Raw genomic sequence first — 26,867 nt, 5'->3', positions numbered from 1 at the left:
GTATACCCTACGGGGGTATGGTTCAAGGATGGACGAAAAGCTCAAGAAGTCGCAGCTCGCACGCCTCAGCCGGATCGAGGGCCAGGTGCGCGGCGTGGCGCGCATGATCGAGGAGGAGCGTTACTGTATCGACGTGCTGACGCAAATCCGCGCGGTGCGCGCCGCGCTCGACAAGGTCGAGCAGGAGACGCTGGGCGATCACCTGCAGCATTGCGTCGCGCACGCCTTCCATGCCGGTTCGGAGAAGGACCGGCAGATCAAGATCGACGAGATCCTCGAAGTGCTGGATAGTCGCAGGCGCTGACGGGGAACGCCGATGACCCACATCCGCCCGCTGAGGAAGATCGCACAAGCGCTCCTGCTTGCGTTCGCGGCGTGGGTACTTGTCGTTGGCGCCGCGTCTGCCCATGGCGGTCATGCCCCTGCGGATGACCGTCCCGTGACCGCCGTGGCTTCGCAGCCTGTCGCGCACGAGGAGCCGGCCACGCCGGCAGCGAGCCTGCCGGAAGGAACGGAGGCGCCTGCCACGCACGAGGGCGACGCCTGTCCGGGCGGCGGCGCGGCAAACCACGCCGAAGGCTGCTGCACCATTGCCTGCCATGCGGCAATGGCCGTCGTCGGCGTCGATGCCGGGGCAGGCCCCAGGATCGCTTCTCCGGTCCCGATGCTCATGAGCGACCTGCTCGAGGGCCGTTGCGGCGACCGTTCGGAACGTCCTCCCAGATACGTCTGATCGCGTTCGCGCCCTGAGCGTGTGCTCGGTCGTGGGTCGTTCGCCGGCCCGCTAGCTCCGACGCCCGACTTGCGCGAACTCAGGGAACTCGCCGCCGTGCGGCCGCGAGCTGGCCCCGTTTGCGTTCACGTCATCCTGTCCGGGCTTCCGTCATGAAATTCCTGATCCCAGCCATGCTTGCGCTTGGAGTGGCCGCGTGCGCCGCTCCTTCTTTGCCCGCGTTGTCGCCCGACGACGCCTCCAGCCCCGACGCCGCCATCGTCGGGACGCCGTACCAGCCGGTGATGTCCGGCACCGCGCCCCATGCGCCCGTCGGCCTGAAACCGTGGCGGGAACTCAACGATCGCGTCGGCCCCGCGGCCGGGCGGTCGCAATGAGCGGCCTTTCGCGGGCGGTCGTCGTCGCCCTCGTCGGCCTGCTGGCCGCCGGTTGCGCGAAGTTCACCGACGACGGCGGCATGGCGCCGGTCACCGACGGCGTTCGCCGGGAGATCGGCCGCGACGCCGTCAAGCTCTCCTCGCCGGAAGACATGCGCCGTGCCCGAGAGCGCGTGCAGGCCCTGCTGGCGGAGCCGCTCAGCGAGGAGGCGGCCGTTCAGATCGCGCTCCTGAACAATCGCGGGCTGCAGGCGGCCTACAACGACCTGGGCATCTCGGAAGCCGACTATGTCCAGACGAGCCTGCTGCCCAATCCCGCGATCGTCCTGAATCGCACGTTCGGCACGGGAAGCTTCGTGGAATTCGGCTTCCAGCTCGTCGGCAACCTGCTGGCCTTCGCGACGCTGCCCGCCAAGACGGAGATCGCGAAGCGCGAGTTCGAGGAAGCGCGTTATCGGGCGGTCGCAACGACGCTCAGCCTGACGATCGACGTGCGGCGTGCCTATGTCCGCGCGCTTGCCGCCCAGCAGCGCCTCGCCCTGCTCGACCAGGCGCGCCAGACGGCCGACGCCTCGGCGCAGCTGATGAAGCAGCTGGGCGAGACCGGCGCGGCCAACAAGCTCGACCAGGCGCGCGTCTCCGCCTTCTACGCCGACCTGAGCGTCCAGGTCGCGCAGGCGCGGCTGGCGGTCACCACATCGCGGGAGACCCTGACCCGGATCCTCGGTCTCTGGGGAAGCGATCTTGCCTACAGGCTTCCCGCCCGGCTGCCGGTCCTGCCGGCCGCCGCCGACGCGCTGGCCGACGTGGAAGTCGACGCGATGCGACGGCGCGTCGACCTGATCGTCCTTCGATACGAGATCGTGACGCTGGCGAAGTCGGCGAACTTCGTTAATGCCACGCGCTATCTCTCGTTCCTGGAACTGGGCCTCGGCTACCGCAACGAGGTCGAGAACGGCGGCACGGGGGAGCAGACTTCCAAGAACAGGTACGGGATCGAACTCGGCATCGTGATCCCCGTCTTCGACACCGGCCAGGCCCGGATGACGGCGGCCCACGAGATCTACATGCGGGCGATCAACAGGCTCGTCGAACGGTCGGTCAACGCCCGCTCGGAGGCGCGGGTCGCCTATGCGACGTATCGCGCGACCTATGACATCGCGCGCTACTACCAGTCGCGCATCGTTCCGCTCCGGCGCCAGATCTCGTCCGAGGTGCTCCTCCGATACAACGGGATGCTCTCCGACGTTTTCGAGGTGCTGATCGAGGAGCGTGAACGGATCAACGCGAGCATCGCGTCGCTCGACGCGTTGCGCGATTACCACCTCGCCGTGGCCGATCTCCAGGCGGCTTTGATCGTCGGTGGCACGGTACCGCCGTCCGGCGTGATCAACACGACCCCGCCTCCCGAAACAATTCCTCTCGGACTCTAGGACAGGAGAAAGACATGAGCATTTCCCGGCGTGATCTCGTCGGAGCATCGGGTCTCGCACTCCTCGGCGCCGCCGCCGTCAGCGGTCGCGTCCAGGCGCAGTCGATTCCCGAGGCGCCGACCACCACCACGAACACGATGCAGGCGCCGCTCTATCCGACCAGCGGACCCGACTACCAGCCCGTCGTGACGCTGAACGGATGGACGTTGCCATGGCGCCAGAACGGCGACTGGAAGGAGTTCCATCTCGTCGCCGAACCGGTCGAGCGCGAGTTGGCGCCCGGCATGACGGCGCGCCTGTGGGGCTACAACGGCCAAAGCCCCGGTCCGACGATCGAGGCGGTCGAGGGCGACAAGGTGCGCATCTTCGTGACCAATCGCCTGCCGGAGCACACGACCGTCCACTGGCATGGCCAGCTCCTGCCGTGCGGCATGGACGGCGTCGGAGGGCTCACCCAGCCTCACATCAAGCCTGGCAAGACCTTCGTCTACGAGTTCCAGCTCATGAAGAGCGGGACCTTCATGTACCACCCGCATGCCGACGAGATGGTGCAGATGGCGATGGGCATGATGGGCTTCTTCGTCGTCCATCCCCGCGATCCGAAGCAGCACCGCGTCGACCGCGACTTCGTGTTCCTGCTGAGCTCCTACGACATCGAGCCCGGCGGCTACGTGCCGAAGGTCGCCGAGATGCTGAACTTCAACATGTGGACCTGGAACAGCCGGGTGTTCCCCGGCATCGACCCGCTGGTCGTGGCGAAGGGAGACAGGGTGCGTGTGCGCGTCGGCAATCTCACCATGACCAACCACCCGATCCACATGCACGGCTACGACTTCGAGGTGACGTGTACCGACGGGGGATGGGTGCGGCCGGAGGCGCGCTGGCCCGAGGTCACGATCGACATACCGGTGGGGGCCATGCGCGCCTACGAGTTCGACGCGGTCTACCCCGGCGACTGGGCGATCCACTGTCACAAGTCGCACCACACGATGAACGCGATGGGGCATGACCTCCGCACCTTCATTGGCGTCGACAAGAAGCAGTTCGCCAGACGGATGAAGCGCCTGGTGCCCGACTACATGCCGATGGGCAGCGCCGGCATGGCCGACATGGGCGAGATGGAGATGCCACTGCCGGACAACACGCTGCCGATGATGACCGGCTTCGCCCAGTTCGGCGCCGTCGAGATGGGCGGCATGTTCTCCGTCGTGAAGGTGCGCGAGGGCATCGGGTCGAACGACTACAAGGACCCCGGCTGGTACCAGCATCCGCCCGGAACGGTGGCCTGGGAATGGACGGGGCCGCCGCCCGCAACCACCCGCGCGCCCACACCGACCACCAAACCCGGCGGCGCGCCGGCGCGCGTGGTCAAGCCGTCGTCCCATGACTCCCACAAATAGTTCCATCAAGGAGGCAACCGTGAAAACCAGAACGCTCCTGACGGCATCGATCGTCGCGGCCCTGATGGCCGGCACGGCCCTCGCGGCCCCCGGCCATGCGCCGGGCGAAGGCCATGATCATGGCGGCGAGACGGCATACGGCAAGCCGGGCGATCCGACGAAGCCGGCGCGCGTCGTCCAGGTCGTCTTCCGCGAGGGCGAAGGGAAAATGCTGTTCCTGCCCGACAACTTCAGATTCAGGAAAGGAGAGCAGGTGCGCTTCCAGCTCCGCAACAACGGCGCCGTCGACCACGAGTTCGTCATCGGCACCGTCGAGGAGAACCTGAAACACATGACGGAGATGGAGAAGAACCCCGACATGGAACACGACGATCCCAACGCGAAACGCCTGAAGCCCAGGGCCACCGGCGAGATCCTCTGGCAGTTCACCAAAGCGGGAACGTTCGACGTCTCCTGCCTCATCCCCGGACATCGCCAGGCGGGCATGACCGGCACCATCGTCGTCCAGTGAGTCCCTTCAGGGAGCGGAGAATTGACATGTTCAGGAAGATCGTCGCTTCGATGCTGACCGCGATCGCCTTGTCGGCCCCCGCATGGGCCGAGGGCGGCATGGTGAAAGCCGAGGTCATCAAAGTCGACAAGTCCGCGGGGAAGGTCACGCTCAAGCACGGGCCCATCAAGAGCCTCGACATGGACGCGATGACCATGGTGTTCCGCGTCGCCGATCCCGCCATGCTCGACACGGTGAAGGCCGGGGACAGGGTCGAGTTCGAGGCCGGTCGCGTCAACGGGGCCATCACCATCACCAGACTCGGCAAGGGTCGCTGACGGCGCGAGTCTGCGCAGGCCCGCGCATGGCATGCAAATTGCTGCTTCGTTTCCGGGAAATTCGGGGACGATCAGGGGGTTCGCATGTTCCGTCGTTTGTTGTCCGGTCTCGCCGGGGCCGCCGCTTTCGTCTCCGTCGCTGCCGCGCAGGATCTGCCCAAGAGCCAGTTCAAGGTGATCGGCTTGAACAGCCCGACCCCGGTCTCGATTCACGACGAGTTGCCGTTCTGGCGCAAGACGATCCCCGAGGCTTCCAAGGGGGCCATCACCGTCGACGTGACTCCGCTGGACCAGATGGGCATCGACGACAAGACCATGCTGCGGCTGCTGAAGCTCGGTGTCATGGACTTCGCCGCCATGGACATCTCCAAGATGGCCGGCGACGACCCGCGTTTCGAGGCCTGCGATCTCGCCGGTCTTACACTCACGCCCGCCAAGGCGCGCGAAGCCTGCAGTGCCTATCGAGACGTGATCGACCGGCAGATGCAGAAGAACTGGAATGCCAAGCTGCTGGCCTTCGGTGGCAACACGCCCCAGGTCTTCTGGTGCCGCGACGTGCTGGCCGGCCTCGAGGGCCTCAAGGGCAAGAAGATCCGTGTCTTCAACAACACGATGCGTGACTTCCTGAGCGGTGTCGGTGGCACCGCGGTCAGCATGGCCTTCGCCGAGGTGGTGCCGGCGCTCAACAACGGCGTGGTCGATTGCGGCGTCACCGGCAGCCTGTCGGGCAATACCGCCGGCTGGGCCGAGGTCACCAAGTCGATCTACCCGATGTCGCTGGGCTGGAGCATCAACGTGCTGGCCGTCAACCTCGACACGTGGAAGCGGCTCGATCCCAAGACGCAGGCCTTCCTGACCGAGCAGTTCAAGACCTACGAAGACAAGATGTGGAAGACGATCGAGACGACGACCGGCGAGGCCGACAACTGCAACACCGGCAAGCAGCCCTGCACCATGGGCAAGCTCGCCAAGACCACCATCGTGCCGGTCAAGCCCGAGGAGATGGAGGCCCACAAGAAGCTGGTCGAAGGCGCAGTCCTCGCGGGCTGGGCCAAGCGCTGCGGGGCGGCGTGCGCGAAGGAATGGAACGAGACGGTCGGCAAGACGCTCGGCCTGAAGGCGCCTACGCCTTAGCCGGCGGCTTCTCACATGATCGGGGTCAGGCGCTTCGCCCAGTGGGGCCTGTGGTTCGGCGGCGCGCTGGTTCTCCTGGCCGCGGTGCTGATCGGCATCGACGTGCTGATGCGCAAGTTCCTCGCGCTGTCGATCGGTGGCGCCGACGAGCTGGCCGGTTACTCCCTGGCGATCGGGACGACGTGGGGGCTGGGCGCTGCCTTGCTCGATCGCGCCCACATCCGCATCGACTCCTTGTACGTCCTGTTCCCGCAGAAGCTGCGGTTGGCGCTCGATCTCTTGGCGCTCGTGCTGTTCACGGGGTTCTTCGCGCTGACCCTGTGGCACGGCTTCGGCGTCGTGGCGCAATCCTGGACGTCGGAATCGCGCAGCCAATCCGCCCTCGAGACGCCCACCATTATCCCGCAGTTCCTCTGGCTCGCCGGACTGGTGGCCTTCGTCGGTGTGGCGTTGATCCTGCTGGTGCAGGCCCTGCGGCTGGGCGCCGCGGGCGACCTGAACGGCATGGCCCGCCTGATCAGCACACGCTCGGCAGAGGAAGAGGTGGAGGAGGAGATCCGAGACCTCAAGGATCGCCAGGTTCGCGAGGGGAGAAATTGACGTGCTGATCGTCACGCTGCTCATCCTCATCGGCCTGCTCGCCCTGGCCATCCCCGTTGCGGCCGGTCTCGGCATCCTCGGCCTGTCGCTGTCAGGCCTCTATTCGAAGCTGCCCCTGTCACTGGCGATGGGGGAGATCGCCTGGGGAACGTCGAACAACTTCCTGCTCGTCGCCATTCCCTTCTTCGTGCTGCTGGGCGAGATCCTGCTGCGTTCCGGCATGGCGGAACGCATGTACAACGCTCTCGTCCTCTGGGTGCCTTGGCTGCCGGGCGGCCTCATGCATTCAAACATCGCCGCCTGTGCGATGTTCGCGGCGACCTCGGGTTCGAGCGTGGCGACGGCGGCGACCATCGGCACGGTGGCTCTGGGCGAGGTTGAGAAGCGCGGCTATTCGGAGCGCTTGTTTCTCGGCACCATCGCAGCCGGCGGGACGCTGGGAATCCTGATCCCGCCCTCGATCAATATGATCGTCTATGGCGTGCTGACCGAAACCTCGATCCCCAAGCTCTACCTCGCGGGCTTCATTCCCGGTCTCGTGCTGGCCGCCCTGTTCAGCCTGACGGTGCTGGTGATCTGCCTCATCCGTCCCGCACTGGGCGGCAAACCGACCTCGACGAGCTGGGCTCAGCGCATCGCCGCGTTGCCCGACCTGATCCCGCCCCTGGTCATTTTTCTTGCCGTGATCGGCTCCATCTACGCCGGCTGGGCGACGGCCACCGAGTCGGCGGCGCTGGGCGTGATCGCCTCGATTGGGATCGCCGCGGCCTATGGGCGGCTGACGTTTCGCACGCTCCTCAACGCCTTCGAGGGGACCATGCGCACGACCGCCATGATCATGGCGATCCTGCTCGCGGCCTACTTTCTCAACTTCGTCATCACCTCGATCGGCCTCACCGGGCAGGTGAACAGGTTCATCACCAGTCTCGGCCTTTCGAAGGTCCAGCTCCTGATCGTCGTCGTGCTCTTCTACTTCGTGCTCGGGATGTTCATGGAAACGCTGTCGATGATGGTGGCGACGGTGCCGATCATCGCACCGGTCATGATTGCGGCCGGCTACGATCCGATCTGGTTCGGCATCATGATCATCATCCTCATGGAGCTGGCCATGATCACGCCGCCGGTGGGCATCAACCTCTACGTCGTCCAGGGGCTGCGCAAGAAGGGCCGGATTGACGACGTGATCATCGGCACCTCGCCCTTCGTGATCACCATGCTGCTGATGCTGGTGGTCCTGTCGATCTGGCCGCAGATTGCGCTGTGGCTGCCGCAGATGGCGGCGACCTAAGCCGACGCCGCCAGCGTAATCACGATATTGCCGGCGCTGTCGCGCTCGGCGCGGGCGTCGGGTGGGACGACGCAGGTCGTGTCGTATTCGTCGATGATCAGCGGGCCGGTCTTGGCTTCGGCGAGATCGAGACGGCTCACCACTGGCGTCTCCATCCAGCCATGCTTATCGCCGAACCAGGCACGGCGCGAGGTCTGGGTCCTGGACTCGACGCGGCTCGGCCGCACGTTCTGGGGCACGCCACTGCCCTCGCGCAGGCCCGAGCCCACGAGCTGGATCGCCACCAGCTCGACCGGTTCGTCGGGGCCGGCGCGATGGCCATAGGTGCGCTCGTGCTCCTGGCCGAAGGCTTCCTCGAGATGCGTGACCATGCGGGCGTCGATCGGCCCATCGGGTACCGGCACCGTGAGCTCGTAGCTCTGACCCTTGTAGTGGAGCGCCGCGGAGCGCTTTAGCCGGGCGCCTGTGCCCGTGAAGCCTTCGACGGCAAGTTGTCCGTCGGCCTGCTCCGCCATCGCCGTCCAGGCGCGGTCGATCTCGCCAAGATCGGCCTGGCGCAGCAGGCGGCGGAAGGTCCGCGCATAGTGGTGCTCGACATCGGCATAGAGCAGGCCGAAGGACGAGAAGAGCCCGGCGGAGGGCGGAACGATCACACGGGCGATGCCCAGCGCTGCGGCCATGCCGGCCGCGAACAAGGGCCCATTGCCGCCGAAGGCGAACAGCGAGAATTCCCGCGGGTCGCGGCCGCGTTCGGTCGACACCGCCTTGATGGCGCGGATCATGTTGGAGGCCGCGATCAGGTGCGCGCCGTAGGCAGCGCGCTCGACCGTCATGCCGAGCGGCCGGGCGATCTTTTCCTCGAACACGGCGCGCGCCTTGTCGGCATTGAGCTTCACCGCGCCGCCCACCAGATGGCCGGGATTGATGTAGCCCAGCAGCACGTTGGCGTCGGTGATGGTCGGCGCCTCGCCGCCCTTGTCGTAGCAGACCGGGCCGGGGAACGCGCCGGCGCTCTCCGGTCCTGCCTGCAGCGCGCCGCCGGGATCGATCCAGACATGGCTGCCGCCGCCCGCGCCCACTTCGGCCAGGTCGATGGCAGGAACCTTGAGCGTGTAGCCCGCGCCGGTCAGCAGGCGCGAGCCGATCATGATTCCGGCGCCCACGGCATATTCCTGGGCGCGCGCGACCTCGCCATCCTCGACCATCGAGGCCTTGGCGGTGGTGCCGCCCATGTCGAAGGTGATGATCTTCGCGAGCTTCTTGGCGCGGGCCAGCGCCTGCGCGCCGACCACGCCGCCGGCCGGACCCGATTCGATGATGTTCATCGGCCGCTCGGCGGCGGCGGTGTCGGTGGTCAAGCCGCCATTCGATTGCATCAGCAGCAGGCGCGCGGGAATGCCGGCACTGTCCAGTCCGCGGCGCAGCGCATGCAGGTAGGTCGCCACGATCGGCATCACATAGGCGTTGATGACCGTGGTCGAGGTCCGCTCGTACTCCTTGATCTCGGGCAGCACCTCGCAGGAGACACTGAGCGGCAGCTGGGGCGCCTTGCGGGCGACGATGTCGCGCAGCATCAGCTCGTGCGCCGGATTGGCGAAGGAGTTGAGCAGGCAGATGGCGATGGCCTCGACCTTCTCGGCCAGCAACTCATCGACGGCGCGCTCGGCGTCGGCGGGATCGAGTGCACGATCGATATGGCCGCCATGGTCGACCCGCTCGTCCACCACCTTGCGCAGATAGCGCTCGACCAATGGTGCGGGCTTGGTCCAGGTGAGATCGTAGAGCTTGGGCATGCGCAGCGTGCGGATCTCCAGCACGTCGCGGAAGCCCTTGGTGGTGATCAGCCCGACCCGTGCGCCCTTGTGCTCGAGGATCGCGTTTGACGCGACCGTCGTGCCGTGGCGGATCTCCTCGATGGCGCCGCCGTCTAGTCCGGTCTCGCGGAAGACCTCGCTCAAGCCGTCGACGATCGCCTGGGCATAGTTGCCGACGCTCGACGAGATCTTCTTGGTGTGGATGGTGCCGTCGGAGCCCAGCAGCACGATGTCGGTGAAGGTGCCGCCGATGTCGACACCGACGCGATAGGTCACGGTCATGGGTCTACTCCGCCGCTCGGGCGAGTGGCGCCGGGTCGTGCCACTGCACCTTGGGCGGCTGCGTCCAGCCGCGCGCCTTGAAGATCTCGGCGCGGCGCCGCTCCGTCGCTTCGGTGTCGACCGTCCAGGCGGTGGTGTCGATCACGACGCCGTAGTCGGCGCGCGCCTTTGCCGGCGAGAGCAATTCGTTGCGCACGTCGCGCAGCACGGCGGCGGGATCGCGCTCCAGGGGGTCGCCCCAGCCGCCGGCCCCGGCCAGCACGTGGCGGAAGATGTCGCCGCCCTTGACCGTCATGGTGAGCTTGGAGGGCAGCAGCCGGTTCTCGCCGTCGGGATTGAGATAATTCTCCGACGGCCCACCGGGACTGCCGCCATAGAGACCGAACGGCCGATGGTCGCGCCGATCGGAGCGGACCTGCAGCATGCCTTCGGCCTCGAGGAACTTGTAGTCGCGCCGGAACGGCACGCCGCCGCGATATTTCCCGGCGCCCGCCTTGTCGGCCACGAACTCGTAGGCCAGCAGCTGGATCGGCTGCTCGGCCTCGGTCACCTCGATGGAATGCGAGGCCATGTTGGCGAACATGTGCGAGTTGCCGTCGAGTCCGTCGGCGAAGGGGCGGGCCCCCCAGGCGCCGCAGGTGAAGTCGACATAGACGAAGGGCTTGCGTGCCGCATCGTAGCCGCCGATCGAGATGCCGGTGTTGCCGCCGTCGCCCGCTGCCTTCACGCGATCGGGCAGCATCATGGCCAGCGCGCCGAACATGCAGTCGGTCATGCGGAAGCCGGTCAGGCCGCGCGCCGCGCAGGCCGCCGGCAGCACGCCGTTGCCTACGGTGCCGGGCGGGCAGATCACTTCGATGGCGCGGAACACGCCCTCGTTGTTGGGGATGCCCGGCGGCAGCACCGAGCGGATGCCGGTATAGGAGGCGGCCTTGGTGAAGGAGAGTGTGTTGTTGATCGCGCCCTTGACCTGCGGATTGGTGCCCGTCCAGTCGACCACCATGTGGCCGCCCTTCTTGGTGAGCGTGACGAACAGGCGGATCGGCTTGCCGTAGTCGACGCCGTCGTCGTCGATCCAGTCCTCGAAGCTCCACTCGCCATCGGGCAGTTCCTGGATCGCCGCCCGCGTCAGGCGCTCGGCATAGTCGATGACCTCGTTCAGGTAGAACTTGGTTTCTTCAGCGCCGTGCCTGGCCACCAGCTCGGCGAACTGCTTCTCGCCGATATGGCAGGCCGCGAGCTGGGCGCGCAGGTCGCCGAACAGCTGGACGGGCAGGCGGACGTTCTTCTCGATGAACGTCATGATGGTCTTGTTGAGGACGCCCTTGTCGTAGAGCTTCATCGGCGCGATGCGTAGGCCTTCCGCATAGATCTCGGTCGAATCCGAGGCATTCGAGCCGGCGACGCGGCCGCCGACGTCGATGTGGTGGCAGACCGTGCAGGCAAAGGCCAGCCGCTCGCCCGCGTGGAACAGCGGCTTGATCACGAAGATGTCCGGCAGGTGCATGCCGCCGTCGAACGGGTCGTTCATGATGAAGACGTCGCCCTCGGCCATGTCGTCCGCAAAATGGCGCATGATCGATTCCATGGCGGTCGGCACGGAGCCCAGATGGCCCGGCAGGGTCAGGCCCTGGGCGGCGAGCTTGCCGTTGGCATCGGCGAAGCCCGTCGAATAGTCCATATTGTCCTTGAGCACACCGGAATAGGTCGTCCGGAAGACGGTGAGCGCCATCTCGTCGGCGATCGAGAAAATGGCGTTCTTGAAGAGCTCCAATGCGATCGGATCGGATACCGGCACTTCGTCTTCCTCCCGAATTCTGCAGCCGTCATTTGGTGAGCCTCACCATGCAATTTGCAAGCCGCTTTCGCTGGCCAAACTGTCGTGGCTCCCGTGTCCGTGAGGCGATGTCCCACCGGTCGCATGGGCGAAGTCGCTCGCGCCGCGCTAGAGTGCGGCACTCTCGGAAGGAACGCCCAATGCCCAAGACCAAGATTGCCCTCGCCTGCCAGGGTGGCGGCAGCCAGACCGCCTTTACCGCCGGCGCGCTGAAAACGCTTTGTCAGGCAAAGCTCGGCGAGGAATTCGAGTTCGTGAGCATCAGCGGTACTTCGGGCGGGGCCGTATGCGCGGCGCTGCTTTGGTACTCGTTCATGAAAGGCGAGCGGCCGGTCTGGAAGCGCATGATGAATTTCTGGGAGGAGAACACCGCCCAGGGTCCGGTCGAGCACGCCATCAACCGGTTCATCGTCGAATCGGTGCGGCTGGTGAATTCGGGGATGATGCCGACCCTGCAGCTCAGCCCATCCTCGCCGATGATGCAGCACATGACGGGTGTCATGACAGCCGGCCAGCGCATGGGGTTCTCCGATTTCCGCGGCCTGCTCGAAAAGCACATCGATTTCGCCGAGATTGCCTCGTGGGGGCCGAAGCCGCAGAAGCCGGTGCTCATGCTGGGCGCGGCCAATGTGACGAGCGGTGCGCTGGCCAAGTTCCTGTCGACCCGCGAGCCGATCCGGGTCGAGCACATCCTGGCGTCCTGCGCCGTACCGAACATCTTCCCGGCGGTGCAGATTGGTGATGATGCCTATTGGGACGGTCTCTTCTCCGACAATCCGCCGGTAGAGGAGCTTGTCCGCCCGCGCTCGGTCGGCGAGGCCAACATTCCCGACGAGATCTGGCTGATCAAGATCAACCCGACCGCGAGCCGGCTGGTGCCCGTGAAGCCAGGCGAGATCGTCGACCGCCGCAACCAGCTCGAGGGCAACATCTCGCTGTTCCAGCAGCTCGGGCACCTCGAATTCATGAACGACCTGATCCTGGCCGACGCCTTCCGACCGGAGTTCCTGGCGCGCTTCGACATCAAGGCGCCGGTGCGCATTCCGAAGTCGTTCCATACCGATGCCGCCAAGCCCTACCATATCCCCTGCATCGAGATGCCGGTCGAGTTCCAGGACTCGCTCGACTACGAGGGCAAGATCGATCGCGGCTCGGAGAATATCGGCCGGTTGATGGCCGAGGGTGAGAAGGCGGCCGAGGTCTTCCTGCGCACGCGCGCGGAAGCCGTCGCCGCCTCGTCGCTGGGTCAGGACCAGACGGCAGGGCAGGCTGAGTCGCGAGACGACGTTTCCGGCGAGCTGCCGCTGACGCGATGGAAGGATCCCTCGTAGCGCTCGGGGTGACGCTCTACTGCGGCTCGATTTTCGCGATCTTGACGTAGTCGGCCCACTTCGCCCGCTCCTCGCGATCCTGCGCCGCGCACTGTTCCAGAGACAGTGCCTTGGCGGTGAGGGCGAATTCCTCGGTGAGGCGCTTGTTGTTCGCGGGCGCGGTGATTGCCTCGTTGATCAGCGTGTTCAGCCGCTGCTGGATCGGCAGCGGCGTCGCCTTCGGCACGGCGATCGCCAGGAAGCCTGAGCTCACGAACCCGGGGAAGGTTTCGGCGAGGGTCGGCACGTCGGGATAGAGCGGGCTGCGGCTGGGGAGTGAGATGGCGAGCGGCCGCGCCTTCTTGTCGACGACCTGGCCACGCGCGGCGGTGAGGTCGACGAACATGAAGTTGATGGCGCCGCCGTAGAGGTCGTTCCAGGCGTTGCCGATCGCCTTGTAGCCAACTCCCTGCCAGTCGACGCCGGCGCGCTTGCCCAGCACTTCGGCCGGGACCTGCGAACTGGCATTGAAGTAGCCGAAGTTGAGCTTGCCCGGGTTCGCCTTCGCGTAGGCAAGCAGCTCGGCCAGGGTCTTGTAAGGGCCGTCGGCCGGCACCACGAGGAACGTGCCGGAGGAGCCGATGATGCCGACGACCGAGAAATCTTTCTCCGGATCGTAGCCCGGATTTTTGTACATGTGGACGTTGGCGGCATTGGTCGATGTCGTGGCCAGCATCAGCGTATAGCCGTCCGGCGGCGCGACCTTCACCGACATCGCGCCGACGATGCCGTTGGCGCCCGGCTTGTTCTCGACCACGAAGGGCTGCCCGGTCTTTTCCTCGATGTACTTGCCGACAAGGCGCGCGGTGATGTCGCCCGAGCCGCCGGGCGCAAAGGGCACGATGATGCGGATGGCTTTGGTCGGATAAGTTTCGGTCTGCGCAGCGGCGGGCAGGGCGGCAAGAAGCGGCAGGGCGAAGAGGCTGCGGCGTGACAGCGATGTGCGAAATGTGTCCATGGGAGTGAAGTCTAACGCATATGCGCCAGATGGACAGCGCGCCGCTTGCAGCCCTACTTTGCGCTCATGTCAAAATCAGGTCGGCCGCCGCTCGACGGCATTCGCATCATCGATTTCTCCCGCGTGATCGCGGGGCCCATGTGCACCCAGATGCTCTCGGACATGGGCGCCGAAGTGATCAAGATCGAGAATCCCGATGGCGGCGACGACACGCGCAAGGGCGCCGGCCCGCGTGCCGGCGGGCCCGATGGTGAGAGCCACTTCTTCATGGCCTTCAACAGGGGCAAGAAGAGCGTCGCTCTGGATTTCACCAAGCCCGACGGCCAGGCGATCGTTCACAAGCTGCTCGCCAATGCCGATGTCCTGGTCGAGAACTTCCGGCCGGGCGTGCTGAAGAAATACGGCTTGGACCATGCCAGCCTCGCGGCGAAGTATCCGAAGCTGATCTACCTCTCGATCTCGGCCTATGGCCAGACCGGGCCGCTGTCGGACCGGCCGGGCTACGATCCCGTGCTGCAGGCCGAATCGGGCATGATGAGCGTGAATGGCGAGGCCAATGGCGAGGGCTTGCGCCATGCCATCGCCATCGTCGACACGATGACGGCGATCCATTCGGTGGCCGCGGTCAACGCCGCGCTCTATGCGCGCCGCGACACCGGCAAGGGCCAGCAGATCGACCTCGCCCTCTACGACACCGCGCTCGTGTCGCTGGGCAACATGGGCGCCTACTATCTGATCGGCGGCGAACAGCCGCGCCGCGCGGGCAACGGCCATTTCGCCTCCGCGCCCAATAGTTCGTTCGAGACAGCGAACGGCAAGATCTACATGGCGGTCGCAAACCAGAAGCTGTTCGCCGACACGGCCAAGGCGCTGGGCCATCCCGAATGGGTGACCGATCCACGCTTCGACACGGTCGCCAACCGCGTGGCCAACAAGCCCGAGCTCACGCGCCTGATGGAAGAGGTGCTGACGACCGACACCAAGGAGAACTGGGCGCAGAAGCTGCGTCATCTCCCGGCCGGTCCGATCCGCACCATGAAGGAGGCGCTGGACGAGCCGGAAGTGAAGCGCCGCGGCATGTTGAAGACGTATAGGCACAGCCGGGTGGGAGACGTGCCGCTGATCGGCTCGAACTTCCACTTCTCCGACACGCCGGTCGACGACACGCGACCGCCGCCGGCGCTGGGAGAACACACCGATCAGGTGCTCAAGGAACTGGCGGGGCTCGGGGCGGCGGAGATCGCCAGCTTGCGGGAAAAGAAGATCGTCGGCTGAGACTTTCCCTTTCTTGTCGTCCTGAACGAAGTGAAGGACCTCACCGAACGACCGGACGACGTGGCTGGCGTGAGATCCTTCGCCTTCGGCTCAGGATGACAGAGTAGCTGCCAAGCTCATCTGTCCAGCCAGGTCTTCAGGATCAGATTGGTCTCCTCCGGCTTCTCCATCGTAACGAGATGGCCGCACTGGTCGACGACCACGAGCGCGGCCGCCGGAATGGCCTTGGCGATCTCCTCCGACAGGAACAATGGCGTGGCCGCATCGTCGCGGCCGCAGACCACGATGGTCGGGCACCTGATGCGCGGCAGGTCGGGCCGCCGGTCGGTGCGGATCGCCGCCAGTTCCTCCTGACGCTTGTAGATCTCGACGCCGATCTCACCGCACATCGTCATCACCTCGTCGACCAGCGGCTTGTCGGGCAGGCGATAGGCTGGGATGAAGCGCGTCATCTGCATGCCGAGGACCAGTTCGAAATGACCTTCGTCGGCGAGTCGGATGCGGGCGCGCCGGATCGCGCGCTCGGCCTCGCTCTGGCTCCTCATGCCGGTATCGAGCAGCGCGAGCTTGGTCACGCGTTCGGCGGCGAACTGCATGATCTCGACCGCCAGCATGCCGCCCAGCGACAGGCCGGCCAACGCGAACTTTTCCGCCGGCATCTGGTCGACGACCCAGCGGGCGGCGCTCTCCCAGCTGTCCCAGATGGAGAGCGGCGCCGTGCGCCAGTCCGGCACGACGATGTCGGCCTGGCCCGACAGGGCGGCTACCTGCGCGGCGAACAGGCGCGGCGAGCACAGCACGCCGGGGACGAGCAGCAAGGGTGTCCTGGTCATTTCATTCCTCCGGCGCGAAGCGTAGCGCAGACGATTCGTCTGCGGTACCAATAGGCCATGGCCGCCGCCTCCGTTCGCGACATCCGTCTCGACCTGTTCCGCGGGCTCGCATTGTGGTTCATCTTCCTCGACCACATTCCGACCAACATCGTCAGCTGGCTGACCGTCCGCAATTACGGCTTCAGCGACGCGACCGAGATCTTCGTCTTCATCTCCGGCTACACCGCCGTCATCGCCTATAGCCGCATGCTGGACGACCAGGGCTGGCCGCGCACCGCCGCGCGCATCTATCGCCGCGTCTGGCAGCTCTACGTCGCCCACATCCTGCTGTTCGTGGCCTTCTCCGCGCAGATCGCCTGGGTCTCGATCGCCCGCGACACACCGGCCCTGATCGAGGAAATGCAGTTGATGGGTCTCGGCGATAATCCCTATCGGGCGATTCTCGAGGCGGCCCTGCTCAAGTTCCGGCCGGTCAATCTCGACGTGCTGCCGCTCTATATCGTGCTGCTGGCCGCCTTCCCGCTGGTCCTGCCCGTGGTGGTGCGCTGGCCATGGGTCGTGATCGCGGTTTCGATCGCCTTGTATGCCGCGACCTGCCAGCTGAACTGGAGTCTGCCGGCCTATCCCGACGAGAAGGTCTGGTACTTCAATCCCATGGCCTGGCAGGTCGTCTTTCATGTCGGGGCAGCCTGCGCCGTGTTCGGGCCCGGGCTGTCCCGCCTCGACCGGTTCCGGACGCCGCTGACCCTCCTGGCGATCGCATTCATCCTGTTTGCGGCCTTCATCGCCTTGTCCTGGCACTACAATCCGCTGGAAAGGCTGGTGCCGACCTGGGTCGCCCGGATCATCTATCCGATCGACAAGACCAACATCGATATCCTGCGATTCCTGCATTTCCTGGCCATCGCCTGGCTGGTCCGGATCGCCATACCGATCGACGCCCCCGGGCTCAAATGGTCCATTTGGGAGCCACTTCGCAGATGCGGTGAAGCTTCCTTGCTTATATTCTGTATCGGGACCTTCCTGGCGCTGAGCGGCCAGGTCATCGTCAGCCACTATGAAGATTCGATCTTGTCGCAGATTGTCGTGAGCATCCTGGGCATCACCATCATGTGCGTGGCCGCCTACATCGCGGCCTGGTTCAAGCGCGGAGATTCGCGTGCGCCGGGCCGTGTGCGGGCCGCGACCGGGACGTCCCGGTGAAGCGGACGATCGCCCTTACTGTCGCGATCCTCCTGTTCGCGTTGGGTGGAACGGCCTACGCGAAATCAATGACCCTGTGCCGGGCAGAGCCTGACCTGCTTACGCTGGGGACGAACCTGCCGATCGCGCGCAAGGCGATCGCCGAACGCAAGCGCCTGCGAATCATCGCCCTGGGCTCCTCCACGACCGCGGGGTACGGCGTTTCAAATCCCGCCTTCGCCTATCCCACGCAGCTCCGGATCGGTCTGGAGAAGGCGCTGCCCGGCATCGACATCGAGGTGATCAACCGCGGGATCGGCGGCCAGGACGTCGAGGAGATGGCCGCCCGCATGCAGGTCGAGATGCAGGAAAACCCGGCCTCGCTGGTCATCTGGCAGACCGGCACCAACGCCGCCATCCGGCACATGCCGCTCGACAAGTTCGACAGCACGCTGCGCGGCGGGCTGAAGCTCGGCAAGTCGCTGGGCGCGGACTTCGTCCTGATGAACCTGCAATACGTGCCGGCCGTCGTCGCCGCGCCCGACAAGGAAGCCTACGAGAAGATCATGGCCGATGCGGCCAGGGACTATTCCGCCGGCCTGTTTCGCCGCTACGACATCATGCGCGGCTGGTACGACGACGGGATGCCCTACGCCCAGTTCGTGCAACTCGATGGGCTCCATCTCAACGATTTCGGCCAGAAGTGCATCGGCAGGCTGCTGACCCGTTCGATCGTGGATGCGCTGAACGCTCCCTGACAAGAGGACGCCCAATGCCCCGTCGCTTCGTCGATCTTTCGATCTATCTGGAGAACGACGTGATCTCCGACCCGCCGCCGTTTGGCCCGAAGATCCAGTATCACAAGCATGCCGACACGGCCGGCCAGATCGCCGGCTTCTTTCCCGGCCTCGAGAAGGAAGACCTGCCGGACGGCGCGGGCTGGGCGGTCGAGAACGTCAATCTCTCGACCCACAACGGCACGCATCTTGACGCGCCCTATCACTTCCACCCGACGATGAACAAGGGCGAGCGCGCCATCACCATCGACGAGGTGCCGCTCGAATGGTGCTTCCAGCCTGGCGTGAAGCTCGACTTTCGCGACAAGCCGGATGGACACGTCATCACGGCCGCCGAGGTCGAGCAGGAGCTGAAGCGGATCGGCCATGAGCTGAAGCCGCTGGAGATCGTGGTCGTGAACACGCGGGCGGGCTCACGCTATGGCAACAGCGACTACGTCAACTCCGGCTGCGGCATGGGCTACGACGCCACGATCTACCTGCTGGAGAAGGGCGTGCGGCTGACCGGCACCGACGCCTGGAGCTGGGACGCGCCGTTCTATTTCACCGCCCAGAAATGGGCGAAGGACCACGACCCGTCGATCATCTGGGAAGGCCACAAGGCCGGCCGCGACATCGGCTACTGCCACCTCGAGAAGCTGCACAATCTCGAAGCGCTACCGGGCGACGGCTTCACCATCGCCTGCTTCCCGCACAAGATCCGCGGCGCCTCCGCCGGCTGGACCCGCGCGGTCGCGATCTTCGAAGAGTGACTAGAGAGTAGCCGGCCGGCGAGCGAAGAGGAGCGCCAGGCCGAGAGCTGCGATGAGGCCGCCCGCGGCCATGCGCAGGCGGCGCAGTACCGTCGGTCGCCCGAACGCGATCGAACGAGCCCGCGACGCCAGCATCGTGACGACGACGTCGACGGCGGTGTTGAGGGCTACCGAAATCAGGCCCAGTAGCAGGAACTGGAGCCATACCGGACCTGCCGCAGGAACCACGAATTGCGGGAGGAAGGCCAGGAAGAAGGCGGCGGTCTTCGGATTGAGTGCCTCGACGACGATGCCCTCACGAAACGCCCTGCTCGCGCCCATCGTCTCCGCCTTGGCCTCGAAGGGCTGACGCGCTTCGCGAATCGCCTTGATCCCGATCCACACGAGATAGAGCGCGCCTGCGAGCTTCAGGATCGTGAAGGCTTCGGCACTTGCCATCACCAGCGCCGAAACACCGATGGCGCCGGCCGCCACATGGACCAGCCCGCCCAGGCCCGTGCCGAAGCTGGAGGCGAGGCCTTCGCCCCGCCCGCCGGCCAGCGTGCGCGCCGCCACATAGAATATGCCCGGCCCGGGCGAGATTGCGATCGCCAGGGCCGCGACGGTGAAGAGAGCGAGCGTGGCGAGATCCATCGCCGCCTACGGCAGCGGGTCGGGCTCGCCCGGCGGCAGCGGCATCTCGAAGACGTTGAGGGTCATCGACACGAGCATGTAGTAGCCGCAGACGCCCACGAGATCGACGACACCCTTCTCGCCGAACGCATCGATGGCGCGCTTGTAGTTGGCCGGCGCGACGCGGTTGGTCTCGAGATATTCGGTGACGAAATCGTAGACCACCTTCTCGACGTCGCGCTTGAAGGGCGGCGTGGCCCGCAGGCGGACGGCTTCGATGATGTCTTCCGCGAGGCCGGCTTCCCTGGCGAGGCGCGCATGCGCGTAGAATTCGAACTGCGCCTTGAAGTGCCGGCCGACCAGGCAGATCGCCAGTTCGGACAGGTCGCGCGGCAGCGAGTTGTCGAAGCGGCAGTATTCGCCGAGCTTCTGGGCGCGGTCGGCCAGCACGGGGCTGCGCAGCCACGGCTCGAAGGGGCCGCGCAGGCCGCCACGGGGTCCCGACAGGATCGCGTCGGCGACCTTCTTCTGTTCGGGGTCGAGCTTGTTCAGGTCGAGCGGCGCCAGACGCGGCATTGCGTTTCCTCTGTTCTGTGTTTTCGAAAGTTTAGAGCGGGCAGCCGGCGTCGGCGACGCGGTTGGCATCGGCGGCGTCGAACATGTGGTTCACGATCGACAGGCCGGCGTCCATCGCCGCACTCGAGCGCACGCTGCAGGATCCGGTGGCCGTCCACAGTACCTTGCCGCTGGCCGAATCGTAGAGCGTGAGCGACACGCGCAGGGTCGAGCCCGAGGGCGCGGACGGAACCGTGTCGCGCCGGCCGATCGGATTGGCGGGCAGCGCGAGACGCGGATTGGCGCCGGTCTCGTAGTCCTGGCTCTGCATCATCGGCATCTCGCGATCCATGCCGCCGGACAGGTCGAAATAGCTCACGTCCATGCGCATGATGCTGCCGCCGCTGAAGCCGACCTGGTTGCCGCGCTGGGTCAGGCGGACCATCACCTGGCGGCGCAGCTCGCGTGCGAGGTGGGTGTCGGAGGTGAGCTGGACGGCGATCTTGACCTTGGGGATCTTCTGGTACGCCTTGATCTCGATCTCGCCCAGCTTCGGACCGCTGCCCAGGCCATATCCCTGGGCGGAGGCCGGTGCGGCGAAGCAGAGCGCCGAGAGCGCGACAAAGGTGGCGGCGATACGCATTCGTCTTTCCCCTCAACGTCCCTCGATCGCCGTCAGCCTGCTCCAGCCGGCTTCGTCCCGGTCGAGCATGCGCTTCAGCGATTCGAAATGCAGGAAGGCCTGCTGTGCCTCGCCCGCGATCTGTCTGGCCGTATGCTCGGCCATCGCCTCGTCGATATTGTGCAGTTCCCGCCCCGTCTGCATGGCCAGTACCTGCACCATCGCCGCACGTTCGAGGTAATAGAGATCATCGTAGGCTTGGGCAACGGTCGGGCCCGAGACGATGATGCCGTGGTTTCGCAGGAACAGGATGTCCTTGTCGCCCATGGCCCGGCACATGCGCTCGCCCTCGTCGTTGGACAGCGCGACGCCGCCATAGGCCTCGTCGTAGGCGATGCGGCCCCAGTAGCGAAAGGCGTTCTGGGTGCACATCTCGATACGGCCGTCGCGGATCGATGTCAGCGCCGTGGCGTAGGGCATATGGGTGTGCAGCACGACCTTGGCGCGCGGGTTGCCGGCGTGGATCCGGGCATGGATGTAGAAGGCGGTCGGCTCGACCGGATACTTGCCCTCGATGATGTTGCCGTCGCCGTCGGCCATGACGATGTCGGACGGTGTGATTTCCGACCAGTGCAGGCCCTGGGGGTTGACCAGGAAGAGATCCTCGCGACCGGGCACCGCCATGCTGAAATGGTTGCAGACGCCCTCGTTCAGCCCATGCCGCGCGGCCGCCCGCAGCGCCGTCGTCAGGTCGATCCGCGCCTGGGTGATCGGGTCGTTGGCCAGCATCCAAAGGCTCCGTTGAAGAAAGGCTCCGCGGCGGGCGATGATGCGGCCAAGCCTATGGTGCGGCCAAGTAAAATCGCCGACGTCAGGAGCCGTCTCGATGAATGTTCTGTTCGACTCGCCGGTCGGAGCCCTGCTGGCGCGACCGTGGGTCGACCCGGTCGGGCTGTACGGCCTGCGGCGCTGGTATCTGCCGCTCTCGCGACTGTGGGCGGCGGCCAATCTCGCCGGGCTGGATGTCGCGCGATTTCGCAAAGAGAGCGGCATTGCCCTGCCGCGCTTCTGGTCTGAGGCCCGCCTTCGGCGCCTGCTGGCGCGTCATGGACGGACGCAGGCCCGCGCGGATGAGATCCGGACGGCCTGGGAGGCCGATTCCTTCGATCCGGCGGCCGGGGGGGATCCTGAACGGCTGGACCGCGCAAGGCGCGCCGCTGCGACCGCCCACCTGGCGAGCCGTGCGTTCTTCTATCCGCTGCTGTTTCCCAGCCGGCCGTCGCTCGCACGCTGGTGCATCGACGCGCCCGAACAGGTCGAGCGTGATCTCGGGCATGTGCTGGAGCATCCTTCGGCTCTCTATGTGGCGCCACTCGCCCCCGAGCGCGTCGAGACATCGCGGAGTTTCGTGAAGGACGGCCTTCGCGAATATTGGCTGCGGGCGGCGACCCCAGCGGCGCGACTGCGACAACGCCCGGGCAGTGAAACTCTTTATGCCCGTGTCGTCGAACCGGTCGATGGGACGATCGACACTCTGGTTTTCGGAAACGGCCTCTGCGTCGAGACCGAGTTGATGTCGATGGACAGAGGTCCGGGTGCCCAACTCGCGACAACGGGGTGGAGGGTCATCGAGCCCGTCTCGCCCTATCACGGCCTGCGGGCGATGCCGGGCTTCTACGGCGGCGAGCCGTTCTTCGCGGCTGGCCCGACCAGTTCGATGGATCTGATTCTCGGCCAGGCGATCGAGTCGGCTCTGGTGATCGCGTGGGCGCGCGCGCAGTTCGGCGGCAAGGTGGCGCTGGCCGGCGTATCGATGACGTCTTTCGTTGCCCAGGTGGCCGCCAGCCATTGCCATCTCTGGCCGCCCGAGGCGAGGCCCGACGCAGCGATGCTGATCAGCCATTCGGGGCGGGTCGAGGACGTCACGTTCGGCGGCGCGCTCGCCGAGATGCTGGGCCTCGACCGCGCCTTGATCGCCGCGGGCTGGTCGCGCGAGAGCCTGGCGCGCCTGTCGCGCGCGATCGATCCGGCGGAAAGCCCGGCGCTGCCGCCGTCGCGTATCGTATCGGTGCTCGGGGAGACCGATCGCTGGGTGCCTTACGATGACGGTCTCGCACTTGCGCGACGCTGGCGGTTGCCCGAGGCGAACGTGTTCCAGTACTGGCTCGGCCATCTCGGCATGCCGGTCCAACTCACGCGCGACGGTGCCGCCTTCCGGAGGCTCAGGCAGGTGATGAACGAGACCTAGGGGTCGTGTCGGAGATTTCGCGCACCAGTTTGGTGCGCACGGCGCGGCCGAAATGATCGAAATTGTCGGCCACGACCAGGAACGAGCCCGGTCCGCCGATGACGCTCTCCTCGTAATACTTGTCGAGCGTGAGGTCGGGCGGGCGGCCGAAATTGCTGCGGTTCATCATGACCGGCAGTCCGTTGACCACGATGCCCTGCGACACCAGCTTGTCGCGCACGATCTCGGCCGGCGGCCCGTCGTTGGTGCGGCCGTCACCCGAAACGTCGATGACGCGCCGCTTCGCGGCAAAAGGCGAATTCTCGAAGCGCTGGCCGGCATGGGCGAGGGCCGCTCCGACGGCGGTCCAGCTCTGCGAGGTCCGCGGCGCCTCGGCGAGCTTGTCGGCAAAGAGTCGGGCGGCGCCCGGACTGTCGATCACCGTCCAGTCGATCACGACGGTCTGGAAGTGGGCGCCCGCCCATTCCGTGTAGCAGATGGCGATCCGCCGGTTTTCGCCCGACAGGATGGCGTCGACCACCCGGTCGTTGGTCAGCGCCTCGATATAGCCGCGCCGCTGGAGTTCGGCCTCGACCTCGTCGATCGATCGCGAGACGTCGACGGCCAGCACGAGCTGCAGATCGACCGGTGTCTGAGCGCGAGCCGACGTCGCCGTCGCCAGCGCTGCCATGGAGCCTACGAGCGCCGACCGTCGCCTCATGCCCACCTCCGTCGAAGCAGCGAAGCATAGCACCGCAACCGCCGGCGCAAACAAAAACGCCGGAGGAAATCCTCCGGCGTTCCGGTCGGCCGTCAGGACGGCCTATTGCCAGGATGGCCTATTGCCAAAGGCCTATTGATCGTCGTCGAAGCCGCGCTTGCGCGGTTCGTAGTCGCGCTCGCGGCGCGGCTTGTCCGGAGCGCCGCCGCCGAAACGACGGGCCGGCTTGCCGAAATCGCCGCCTTCGGCCGGAGGAGCAGGAGGAGCGCTGGAGAAATCGGCACGGCGATCCCGCATCGGACCACCATCGCCACCGGGGCCTGCGCCACGGTAACCACCGCCGCCGCCACCCTCACGACCGCCGCCACCATAGCCGCCGCCACTGGCGCCGCCGGGACCGCCACCACCGTAGCCGCCACCGCCACCGCCGCGATAACCGCCGCCGCCGCCGCCGTCACGGCCGCCGCCACCACCGTAGCCGCCGCCGCCACCGCCACCGCCGTAGCCGCCGCCACCACCGCCACCGCCATAGGGCGGGCGCGGGCCGCGCGGACGGAAGCCGCCGCCGTCACGACCGCCGCCACCGCCACCGCCGCCATATCCACCACCGCCGCCGCCGCCGCCACCGGGCTGACGTTCGACGGCTTCACGGACCGCGATCGAGCGGCCATCCAGCAACGCGCCGTTCATGGCCTGCATGGCCGAAGCGCCTTGGTCATCGGTTTCCATCTCGAGGAACGCAAAGCCGCGGCTGCGGCCGGTCTCGCGATCCACGATCACTTTCGAGGATGTAACGGTGCCGAACTGAGAGAAGGCTTCAGACAGACGCTCAGACGTGACCGAATAGGGCAGGTTGCCCACAAACAATTTGCGACTCATTCAAGGCTCTGGGCTAGAGGAAGGATCGAGCGGAGTCCGGCGCGCGCTTGCTGGACGGATGCGTCCAAGCGTTTCGATGACCTTTGACAGATGACCAAGTAGCTCACGGGAAGACGTTGACCGGTATCGCGCTCCGCGACTGTGTGCCGAGACTCATGATGATGCTCGTCGGCGAGTGTCGCAATGCAGCACTTATGCGCCTATTCAAGCTTTGAGTCCACCGCGTCGCAGAGTTGAGGCACAAGGAAGCAAGGCACACAATCGACAGGATTTCGGGAGGGATTTGAAAGTGATCGTCGACAATCGAACCTACGAGCTGCAGCCCGGCCGCCTGCGCGACTTTCTCGCGCTCTATGAAAAGGAAGGCCTGCCCGTCCAGCTCAAGCATCTCGGCAATCTCGTCGGCTACTACACGACGGAGGTCGGCAACGTGAACGAGATCGTTCACATGTGGGGTTACACCGACCTTGCCGATCGCACGAAGCGTCGCGCTGCGATGGCTGCGGATCCCGCCTGGCAGGCTTATTTGCAGAAGAGCCGAGAATTCATGAAGACGATGAACAACAAGATATTGGTGCCCACCAGCTTTTCACCCACGAAGTAAGGGAAAGATCTCCAAAATGGCTACCGCATACCCGCGCCGCAGCGGCGCGCAGGTTCTGATCGACCAGCTCCGCATCCACGGCACCGATACGATCTTCGGCGTGCCCGGCGAGAGCTATCTGGCCGCGCTCGACGCTCTCTACGCCCAGCGCAATTCCATTCGCTATGTCATCTGCCGCCAGGAAGGCGGCGCCTCCTACATGGCCGAAGCCTACGGCAAGCTGACCGGCAAGCCCGGCGTCTGTTTCGTCACGCGCGGGCCCGGGGCCACCAATGCCAGCGTCGGAATGCATACCGGCTTCCAGGATTCGACGCCCATGATTCTGCTGGTCGGACAGGTCGCCCGCGAGCAGTCGGAGCGCGAAGCGTTCCAGGAAATCGACTATCGCCGGATGTACGGCCAGATGGCCAAGTGGGTGACCCAGATCGAGGATGCCCGCCGCATCCCCGAGATCGTGAGCCAGGCTTTCCATCGCGCCATGAACGGCCGGCCCGGGCCGGTCGTCATCGCGCTGCCCGAAGACATGCTGGTCGACGAGGTCGAAGTCGCCGACACCGGTCCCTACAAGGTCGCGCGCGGCGCGCCCGCGCCGGAAGACATGGCGACATTCCGCGAACTGCTGGCCGCGGCGAAGCAGCCGCTGGTCATCCTGGGCGGCGGCGGCTGGGACGCCAAGTCGTGCGACGACATCAAGGCGTTCGTCGAGGCCAACCACCTGCCGGTGACGACCTCCTTCCGCAACCAGGACCTGATCGACAATCGCCACGACAATTTCGTCGGCGATCTCGGCCTCGGCGTGAACCCGCCGCTCGGCAAGCGCATCAAGGAAAGCGACCTCATCATCGCGATCGGTCCGCGTCTCGGCGAGGCCACCACCGGCGGCTACGCCATGTTCGACGTGCCGGTGCCGGCGCAGAAGATGGTGCATGTGCATGCCGGCGCCGAGGAGCTGGGCCGCGTCTACCAGGCGACCCTGCCGATCAACAGCGGCATGTCGCAGTTCGCCGCCGCGGCCAAGGCGATGAAGCCGGTCGATGCCTCCGCCTGGAAGGCGGGGGTCGCCGAAGCGCGTGCCGACTATCTCAAGAACATCGAGCCGACGCCGCAGCCCGGCTCGGCCAACCTCGCGGAGATCGTGGGCTGGCTCAACAAGCGTCTGCCCGACGACGTCATCGTCACCAACGGCGCCGGCAACTATGCCGGCTTCGTGCACCGCTTCTTCCAGTATCGCGGCTTCCGCACCCAGCTCGCGCCGACCAACGGCTCGATGGGCTACGGCGTGCCGTCGGCGGTGGCGGCGAAGATCGCCGCGCCCGGCCGCACCGTCGTGTCGTTCAGCGGCGACGGCTGCTTCCTGATGAACGGGCAGGAGTTCGCGACCGCCGTCCAGCACGGGGCGAACGTGGTGTTCATCGTGGTCGACAACGGCATGTACGGCACGATCCGCATGCATCAGGAGCGTGAGTATCCGACGCGCGTCCACGGCACCGAGTTGAAGAACCCCGACTTCGCGGCCTATGCCCGCGCCTTCGGCGGCCATGGCGAGACGGTCGAGCGCACGGCCGATTTCGAGGCGGCGTTCGAGCGCGCCCTCGCCGCCGGCAAGCCCTCGATCATCCATGTGAAGACCGATGCCGAGGCGATCACCTCGCGCATCACCATGACCAAGCTGCGCGAGCAGGCGCTGGCGAAGCACAAGCACTAGGCAAGCGAAGCGGCCGGCGCGAGGCCCGAGCGACGGGCTTGCGTCCGGC

28 protein-coding genes are annotated in these 26,867 nt (G+C 66.1%); 18 read left to right on the top strand and 10 right to left on the bottom strand.

All coding sequences use genetic code 11. The features are described from left to right. Positions 1-28: 28 nt before the first annotated feature. The 10 genes from ACO07K_RS22150 to ACO07K_RS22105 all read left to right on the top strand — a co-directional run bounded on the left by ACO07K_RS22150 (position 29) and on the right by ACO07K_RS22105 (position 7,793). Positions 29-304: a metal-sensitive transcriptional regulator gene (locus tag ACO07K_RS22150; protein WP_422018000.1), complete on the top strand. Its 276-nt coding sequence runs from the start codon at positions 29-31 to the stop codon at positions 302-304. A 135-nt stretch (positions 305-439) separates the two neighbouring features. After that, the gene (locus ACO07K_RS22145; protein WP_422031695.1) at positions 440-733 is read left to right on the top strand and encodes a hypothetical protein; all 294 of its coding nucleotides are present in this window, start codon (positions 440-442) and stop codon (positions 731-733) included. A gap of 152 nt (positions 734-885) precedes the next feature. After that, positions 886-1,110 (top strand): hypothetical protein, encoded by a 225-nt coding sequence (locus ACO07K_RS22140; RefSeq protein ID WP_422031693.1) that lies wholly within the window; start codon positions 886-888, stop codon positions 1,108-1,110. Beyond that, complete coding sequence (locus tag ACO07K_RS22135) at positions 1,107-2,543, top strand: TolC family protein (RefSeq protein ID WP_422031691.1); 1,437 nt, start codon at positions 1,107-1,109, stop codon at positions 2,541-2,543. Before ACO07K_RS22140 ends, ACO07K_RS22135 begins: the two co-directional genes overlap by 4 nt. Positions 2,544-2,557: 14 nt before the next feature. Further along, positions 2,558-3,943 carry a multicopper oxidase family protein gene (locus tag ACO07K_RS22130; protein ID WP_422031689.1) on the top strand — a complete coding sequence of 462 codons (1,386 nt, stop codon included), beginning with the start codon at positions 2,558-2,560 and terminating at the stop codon, positions 3,941-3,943. Positions 3,944-3,962: 19 nt separating this feature from the next. After that, on the top strand, positions 3,963-4,454 hold the full coding sequence (locus ACO07K_RS22125; protein WP_422031687.1) for a cupredoxin domain-containing protein: 492 nt from the start codon (positions 3,963-3,965) through the stop codon (positions 4,452-4,454). Positions 4,455-4,480: 26 nt separating this feature from the next. Next, positions 4,481-4,771 (top strand): copper-binding protein, encoded by a 291-nt coding sequence (locus ACO07K_RS22120; RefSeq protein ID WP_422031685.1) that lies wholly within the window; start codon positions 4,481-4,483, stop codon positions 4,769-4,771. 84 nt (positions 4,772-4,855) lie between these two features. Next, positions 4,856-5,905 carry a TRAP transporter substrate-binding protein gene (locus tag ACO07K_RS22115; RefSeq protein ID WP_422031683.1) on the top strand — a complete coding sequence of 350 codons (1,050 nt, stop codon included), beginning with the start codon at positions 4,856-4,858 and terminating at the stop codon, positions 5,903-5,905. Between the two features lie 15 nt (positions 5,906-5,920). Next, positions 5,921-6,505 (top strand): TRAP transporter small permease subunit, encoded by a 585-nt coding sequence (locus tag ACO07K_RS22110; RefSeq protein ID WP_422031681.1) that lies wholly within the window; start codon positions 5,921-5,923, stop codon positions 6,503-6,505. 1 nt (position 6,506) lies between these two features. Further along, positions 6,507-7,793, top strand: coding sequence for a TRAP transporter large permease (locus ACO07K_RS22105; protein ID WP_422031679.1), 1,287 nt, complete (start codon positions 6,507-6,509; stop codon positions 7,791-7,793). Here ACO07K_RS22105 and ACO07K_RS22100 read toward each other — a convergent pair. Both ACO07K_RS22100 and ACO07K_RS22095 read right to left on the bottom strand, forming a co-directional pair. Continuing rightward, the gene (locus ACO07K_RS22100; protein WP_422031677.1) at positions 7,790-9,889 is read right to left on the bottom strand and encodes a hydantoinase/oxoprolinase family protein; all 2,100 of its coding nucleotides are present in this window, start codon (positions 9,887-9,889) and stop codon (positions 7,790-7,792) included. The two genes, ACO07K_RS22105 and ACO07K_RS22100, sit on opposite strands and share 4 nt — an antisense overlap. A gap of 4 nt (positions 9,890-9,893) precedes the next feature. Then, on the bottom strand, positions 9,894-11,687 hold the full coding sequence (locus tag ACO07K_RS22095) for a hydantoinase B/oxoprolinase family protein (RefSeq protein WP_422031675.1): 1,794 nt from the start codon (positions 11,685-11,687) through the stop codon (positions 9,894-9,896). A gap of 179 nt (positions 11,688-11,866) precedes the next feature. Between ACO07K_RS22095 and ACO07K_RS22090 the strand changes: the two genes are divergently transcribed. Next, positions 11,867-13,057: a patatin-like phospholipase family protein gene (locus tag ACO07K_RS22090; protein ID WP_422031673.1), complete on the top strand. Its 1,191-nt coding sequence runs from the start codon at positions 11,867-11,869 to the stop codon at positions 13,055-13,057. 16 nt (positions 13,058-13,073) lie between these two features. Here the strand turns inward: ACO07K_RS22090 and ACO07K_RS22085 are convergent, their stop codons facing one another. Beyond that, on the bottom strand, positions 13,074-14,054 hold the full coding sequence (locus ACO07K_RS22085) for a Bug family tripartite tricarboxylate transporter substrate binding protein (protein WP_422031671.1): 981 nt from the start codon (positions 14,052-14,054) through the stop codon (positions 13,074-13,076). A gap of 66 nt (positions 14,055-14,120) precedes the next feature. On the opposite strand from ACO07K_RS22085, the gene ACO07K_RS22080 reads away from it, so the two are divergent. Next, a complete protein-coding gene (locus ACO07K_RS22080; protein ID WP_422031669.1) occupies positions 14,121-15,329 on the top strand; it encodes a CaiB/BaiF CoA transferase family protein in 1,209 nt (402 codons plus the stop codon). 116 nt (positions 15,330-15,445) lie between these two features. Here ACO07K_RS22080 and ACO07K_RS22075 read toward each other — a convergent pair whose 3' ends face one another. Beyond that, complete coding sequence (locus tag ACO07K_RS22075; protein ID WP_422031667.1) at positions 15,446-16,162, bottom strand: alpha/beta fold hydrolase; 717 nt, start codon at positions 16,160-16,162, stop codon at positions 15,446-15,448. 57 nt (positions 16,163-16,219) lie between these two features. On the opposite strand from ACO07K_RS22075, the gene ACO07K_RS22070 reads away from it, so the two are divergent. Genes ACO07K_RS22070 through ACO07K_RS22060 form a run of 3 tightly spaced genes read left to right on the top strand, consistent with a single transcriptional unit; the run spans position 16,220 to position 18,893 of the window. After that, complete coding sequence (locus ACO07K_RS22070) at positions 16,220-17,365, top strand: OpgC domain-containing protein (protein ID WP_422031665.1); 1,146 nt, start codon at positions 16,220-16,222, stop codon at positions 17,363-17,365. Next, positions 17,362-18,102, top strand: coding sequence for an SGNH/GDSL hydrolase family protein (locus ACO07K_RS22065; protein WP_422031663.1), 741 nt, complete (start codon positions 17,362-17,364; stop codon positions 18,100-18,102). Before ACO07K_RS22070 ends, ACO07K_RS22065 begins: the two co-directional genes overlap by 4 nt. A 14-nt stretch (positions 18,103-18,116) precedes the next feature. Next, entirely contained in the window at positions 18,117-18,893 is a 777-nt protein-coding gene (locus ACO07K_RS22060) for a cyclase family protein (RefSeq protein WP_422031661.1), read from the top strand. Here ACO07K_RS22060 and ACO07K_RS22055 read toward each other — a convergent pair whose 3' ends face one another. Genes ACO07K_RS22055 through ACO07K_RS22040 form a run of 4 tightly spaced genes read right to left on the bottom strand, consistent with a single transcriptional unit; the run spans position 18,894 to position 21,471 of the window. Beyond that, a complete protein-coding gene (locus ACO07K_RS22055; RefSeq protein WP_422031659.1) occupies positions 18,894-19,526 on the bottom strand; it encodes a LysE family translocator in 633 nt (210 codons plus the stop codon). A 6-nt stretch (positions 19,527-19,532) separates the two neighbouring features. After that, positions 19,533-20,081: a carboxymuconolactone decarboxylase family protein gene (locus ACO07K_RS22050; protein ID WP_422031657.1), complete on the bottom strand. Its 549-nt coding sequence runs from the start codon at positions 20,079-20,081 to the stop codon at positions 19,533-19,535. A 31-nt stretch (positions 20,082-20,112) separates the two neighbouring features. Beyond that, complete coding sequence (locus ACO07K_RS22045) at positions 20,113-20,703, bottom strand: hypothetical protein (protein WP_422031655.1); 591 nt, start codon at positions 20,701-20,703, stop codon at positions 20,113-20,115. Positions 20,704-20,715: 12 nt separating this feature from the next. Further along, positions 20,716-21,471 carry an aldolase gene (locus ACO07K_RS22040; protein WP_422031653.1) on the bottom strand — a complete coding sequence of 252 codons (756 nt, stop codon included), beginning with the start codon at positions 21,469-21,471 and terminating at the stop codon, positions 20,716-20,718. Between the two features lie 97 nt (positions 21,472-21,568). Between ACO07K_RS22040 and ACO07K_RS22035 the strand changes: the two genes are divergently transcribed. Next, positions 21,569-22,930 (top strand): hypothetical protein, encoded by a 1,362-nt coding sequence (locus tag ACO07K_RS22035; protein ID WP_422031651.1) that lies wholly within the window; start codon positions 21,569-21,571, stop codon positions 22,928-22,930. Here ACO07K_RS22035 and ACO07K_RS22030 read toward each other — a convergent pair. Then, a complete protein-coding gene (locus ACO07K_RS22030) occupies positions 22,905-23,630 on the bottom strand; it encodes a DUF1194 domain-containing protein (protein ID WP_422031649.1) in 726 nt (241 codons plus the stop codon). The genes ACO07K_RS22035 and ACO07K_RS22030 overlap by 26 nt on opposite strands. A gap of 132 nt (positions 23,631-23,762) precedes the next feature. Next, entirely contained in the window at positions 23,763-24,509 is a 747-nt protein-coding gene (locus tag ACO07K_RS22025) for an RNA recognition motif domain-containing protein (RefSeq protein WP_422031647.1), read from the bottom strand. A 289-nt stretch (positions 24,510-24,798) separates the two neighbouring features. On the opposite strand from ACO07K_RS22025, the gene ACO07K_RS22020 reads away from it, so the two are divergent. Both ACO07K_RS22020 and ACO07K_RS22015 read left to right on the top strand, forming a co-directional pair. Then, positions 24,799-25,113: an NIPSNAP family protein gene (locus ACO07K_RS22020; protein WP_422031645.1), complete on the top strand. Its 315-nt coding sequence runs from the start codon at positions 24,799-24,801 to the stop codon at positions 25,111-25,113. A gap of 16 nt (positions 25,114-25,129) precedes the next feature. Then, a complete protein-coding gene (locus tag ACO07K_RS22015; protein ID WP_422031643.1) occupies positions 25,130-26,818 on the top strand; it encodes a thiamine pyrophosphate-binding protein in 1,689 nt (562 codons plus the stop codon). The last annotated feature ends 49 nt before the right edge of the window (positions 26,819-26,867 follow it).

The organism is Reyranella sp. (assembly GCF_965228225.1).
In the GTDB taxonomy this organism is placed as follows: Bacteria; Pseudomonadota; Alphaproteobacteria; order Reyranellales; family Reyranellaceae; genus Reyranella.
This window is presented reverse-complemented; position numbering and strand designations above follow the sequence as displayed.

Bases quoted from the DNA above. Each gene is read 5' to 3' on its own strand.
- ACO07K_RS22130 (WP_422031689.1), top strand. From the start codon at position 2,558: ATGAGCATTTCCCGGCGTGATCTCGTCGGAGCATCGGGTCTCGCACTC.
- ACO07K_RS22045 (WP_422031655.1), bottom strand. From the start codon at position 20,703: ATGCGTATCGCCGCCACCTTTGTCGCGCTCTCGGCGCTCTGCTTCGCC.
- ACO07K_RS22055 (WP_422031659.1), bottom strand. From the start codon at position 19,526: ATGGATCTCGCCACGCTCGCTCTCTTCACCGTCGCGGCCCTGGCGATC.
- ACO07K_RS22070 (WP_422031665.1), top strand. From the start codon at position 16,220: ATGGCCGCCGCCTCCGTTCGCGACATCCGTCTCGACCTGTTCCGCGGG.
- ACO07K_RS22080 (WP_422031669.1), top strand. From the start codon at position 14,121: ATGTCAAAATCAGGTCGGCCGCCGCTCGACGGCATTCGCATCATCGAT.
- ACO07K_RS22115 (WP_422031683.1), top strand. From the start codon at position 4,856: ATGTTCCGTCGTTTGTTGTCCGGTCTCGCCGGGGCCGCCGCTTTCGTC.
- ACO07K_RS22050 (WP_422031657.1), bottom strand. From the start codon at position 20,081: ATGCCGCGTCTGGCGCCGCTCGACCTGAACAAGCTCGACCCCGAACAG.
- ACO07K_RS22025 (WP_422031647.1), bottom strand. From the start codon at position 24,509: ATGAGTCGCAAATTGTTTGTGGGCAACCTGCCCTATTCGGTCACGTCT.
- ACO07K_RS22150 (WP_422018000.1), top strand. From the start codon at position 29: ATGGACGAAAAGCTCAAGAAGTCGCAGCTCGCACGCCTCAGCCGGATC.
- ACO07K_RS22085 (WP_422031671.1), bottom strand. From the start codon at position 14,054: ATGGACACATTTCGCACATCGCTGTCACGCCGCAGCCTCTTCGCCCTG.
- ACO07K_RS22075 (WP_422031667.1), bottom strand. From the start codon at position 16,162: ATGACCAGGACACCCTTGCTGCTCGTCCCCGGCGTGCTGTGCTCGCCG.
- ACO07K_RS22030 (WP_422031649.1), bottom strand. From the start codon at position 23,630: ATGAGGCGACGGTCGGCGCTCGTAGGCTCCATGGCAGCGCTGGCGACG.
- ACO07K_RS22110 (WP_422031681.1), top strand. From the start codon at position 5,921: ATGATCGGGGTCAGGCGCTTCGCCCAGTGGGGCCTGTGGTTCGGCGGC.
- ACO07K_RS22040 (WP_422031653.1), bottom strand. From the start codon at position 21,471: ATGCTGGCCAACGACCCGATCACCCAGGCGCGGATCGACCTGACGACG.
- ACO07K_RS22015 (WP_422031643.1), top strand. From the start codon at position 25,130: ATGGCTACCGCATACCCGCGCCGCAGCGGCGCGCAGGTTCTGATCGAC.
- ACO07K_RS22135 (WP_422031691.1), top strand. From the start codon at position 1,107: ATGAGCGGCCTTTCGCGGGCGGTCGTCGTCGCCCTCGTCGGCCTGCTG.
- ACO07K_RS22120 (WP_422031685.1), top strand. From the start codon at position 4,481: ATGTTCAGGAAGATCGTCGCTTCGATGCTGACCGCGATCGCCTTGTCG.
- ACO07K_RS22100 (WP_422031677.1), bottom strand. From the start codon at position 9,889: ATGACCGTGACCTATCGCGTCGGTGTCGACATCGGCGGCACCTTCACC.
- ACO07K_RS22090 (WP_422031673.1), top strand. From the start codon at position 11,867: ATGCCCAAGACCAAGATTGCCCTCGCCTGCCAGGGTGGCGGCAGCCAG.
- ACO07K_RS22035 (WP_422031651.1), top strand. From the start codon at position 21,569: ATGAATGTTCTGTTCGACTCGCCGGTCGGAGCCCTGCTGGCGCGACCG.
- ACO07K_RS22060 (WP_422031661.1), top strand. From the start codon at position 18,117: ATGCCCCGTCGCTTCGTCGATCTTTCGATCTATCTGGAGAACGACGTG.
- ACO07K_RS22140 (WP_422031693.1), top strand. From the start codon at position 886: ATGAAATTCCTGATCCCAGCCATGCTTGCGCTTGGAGTGGCCGCGTGC.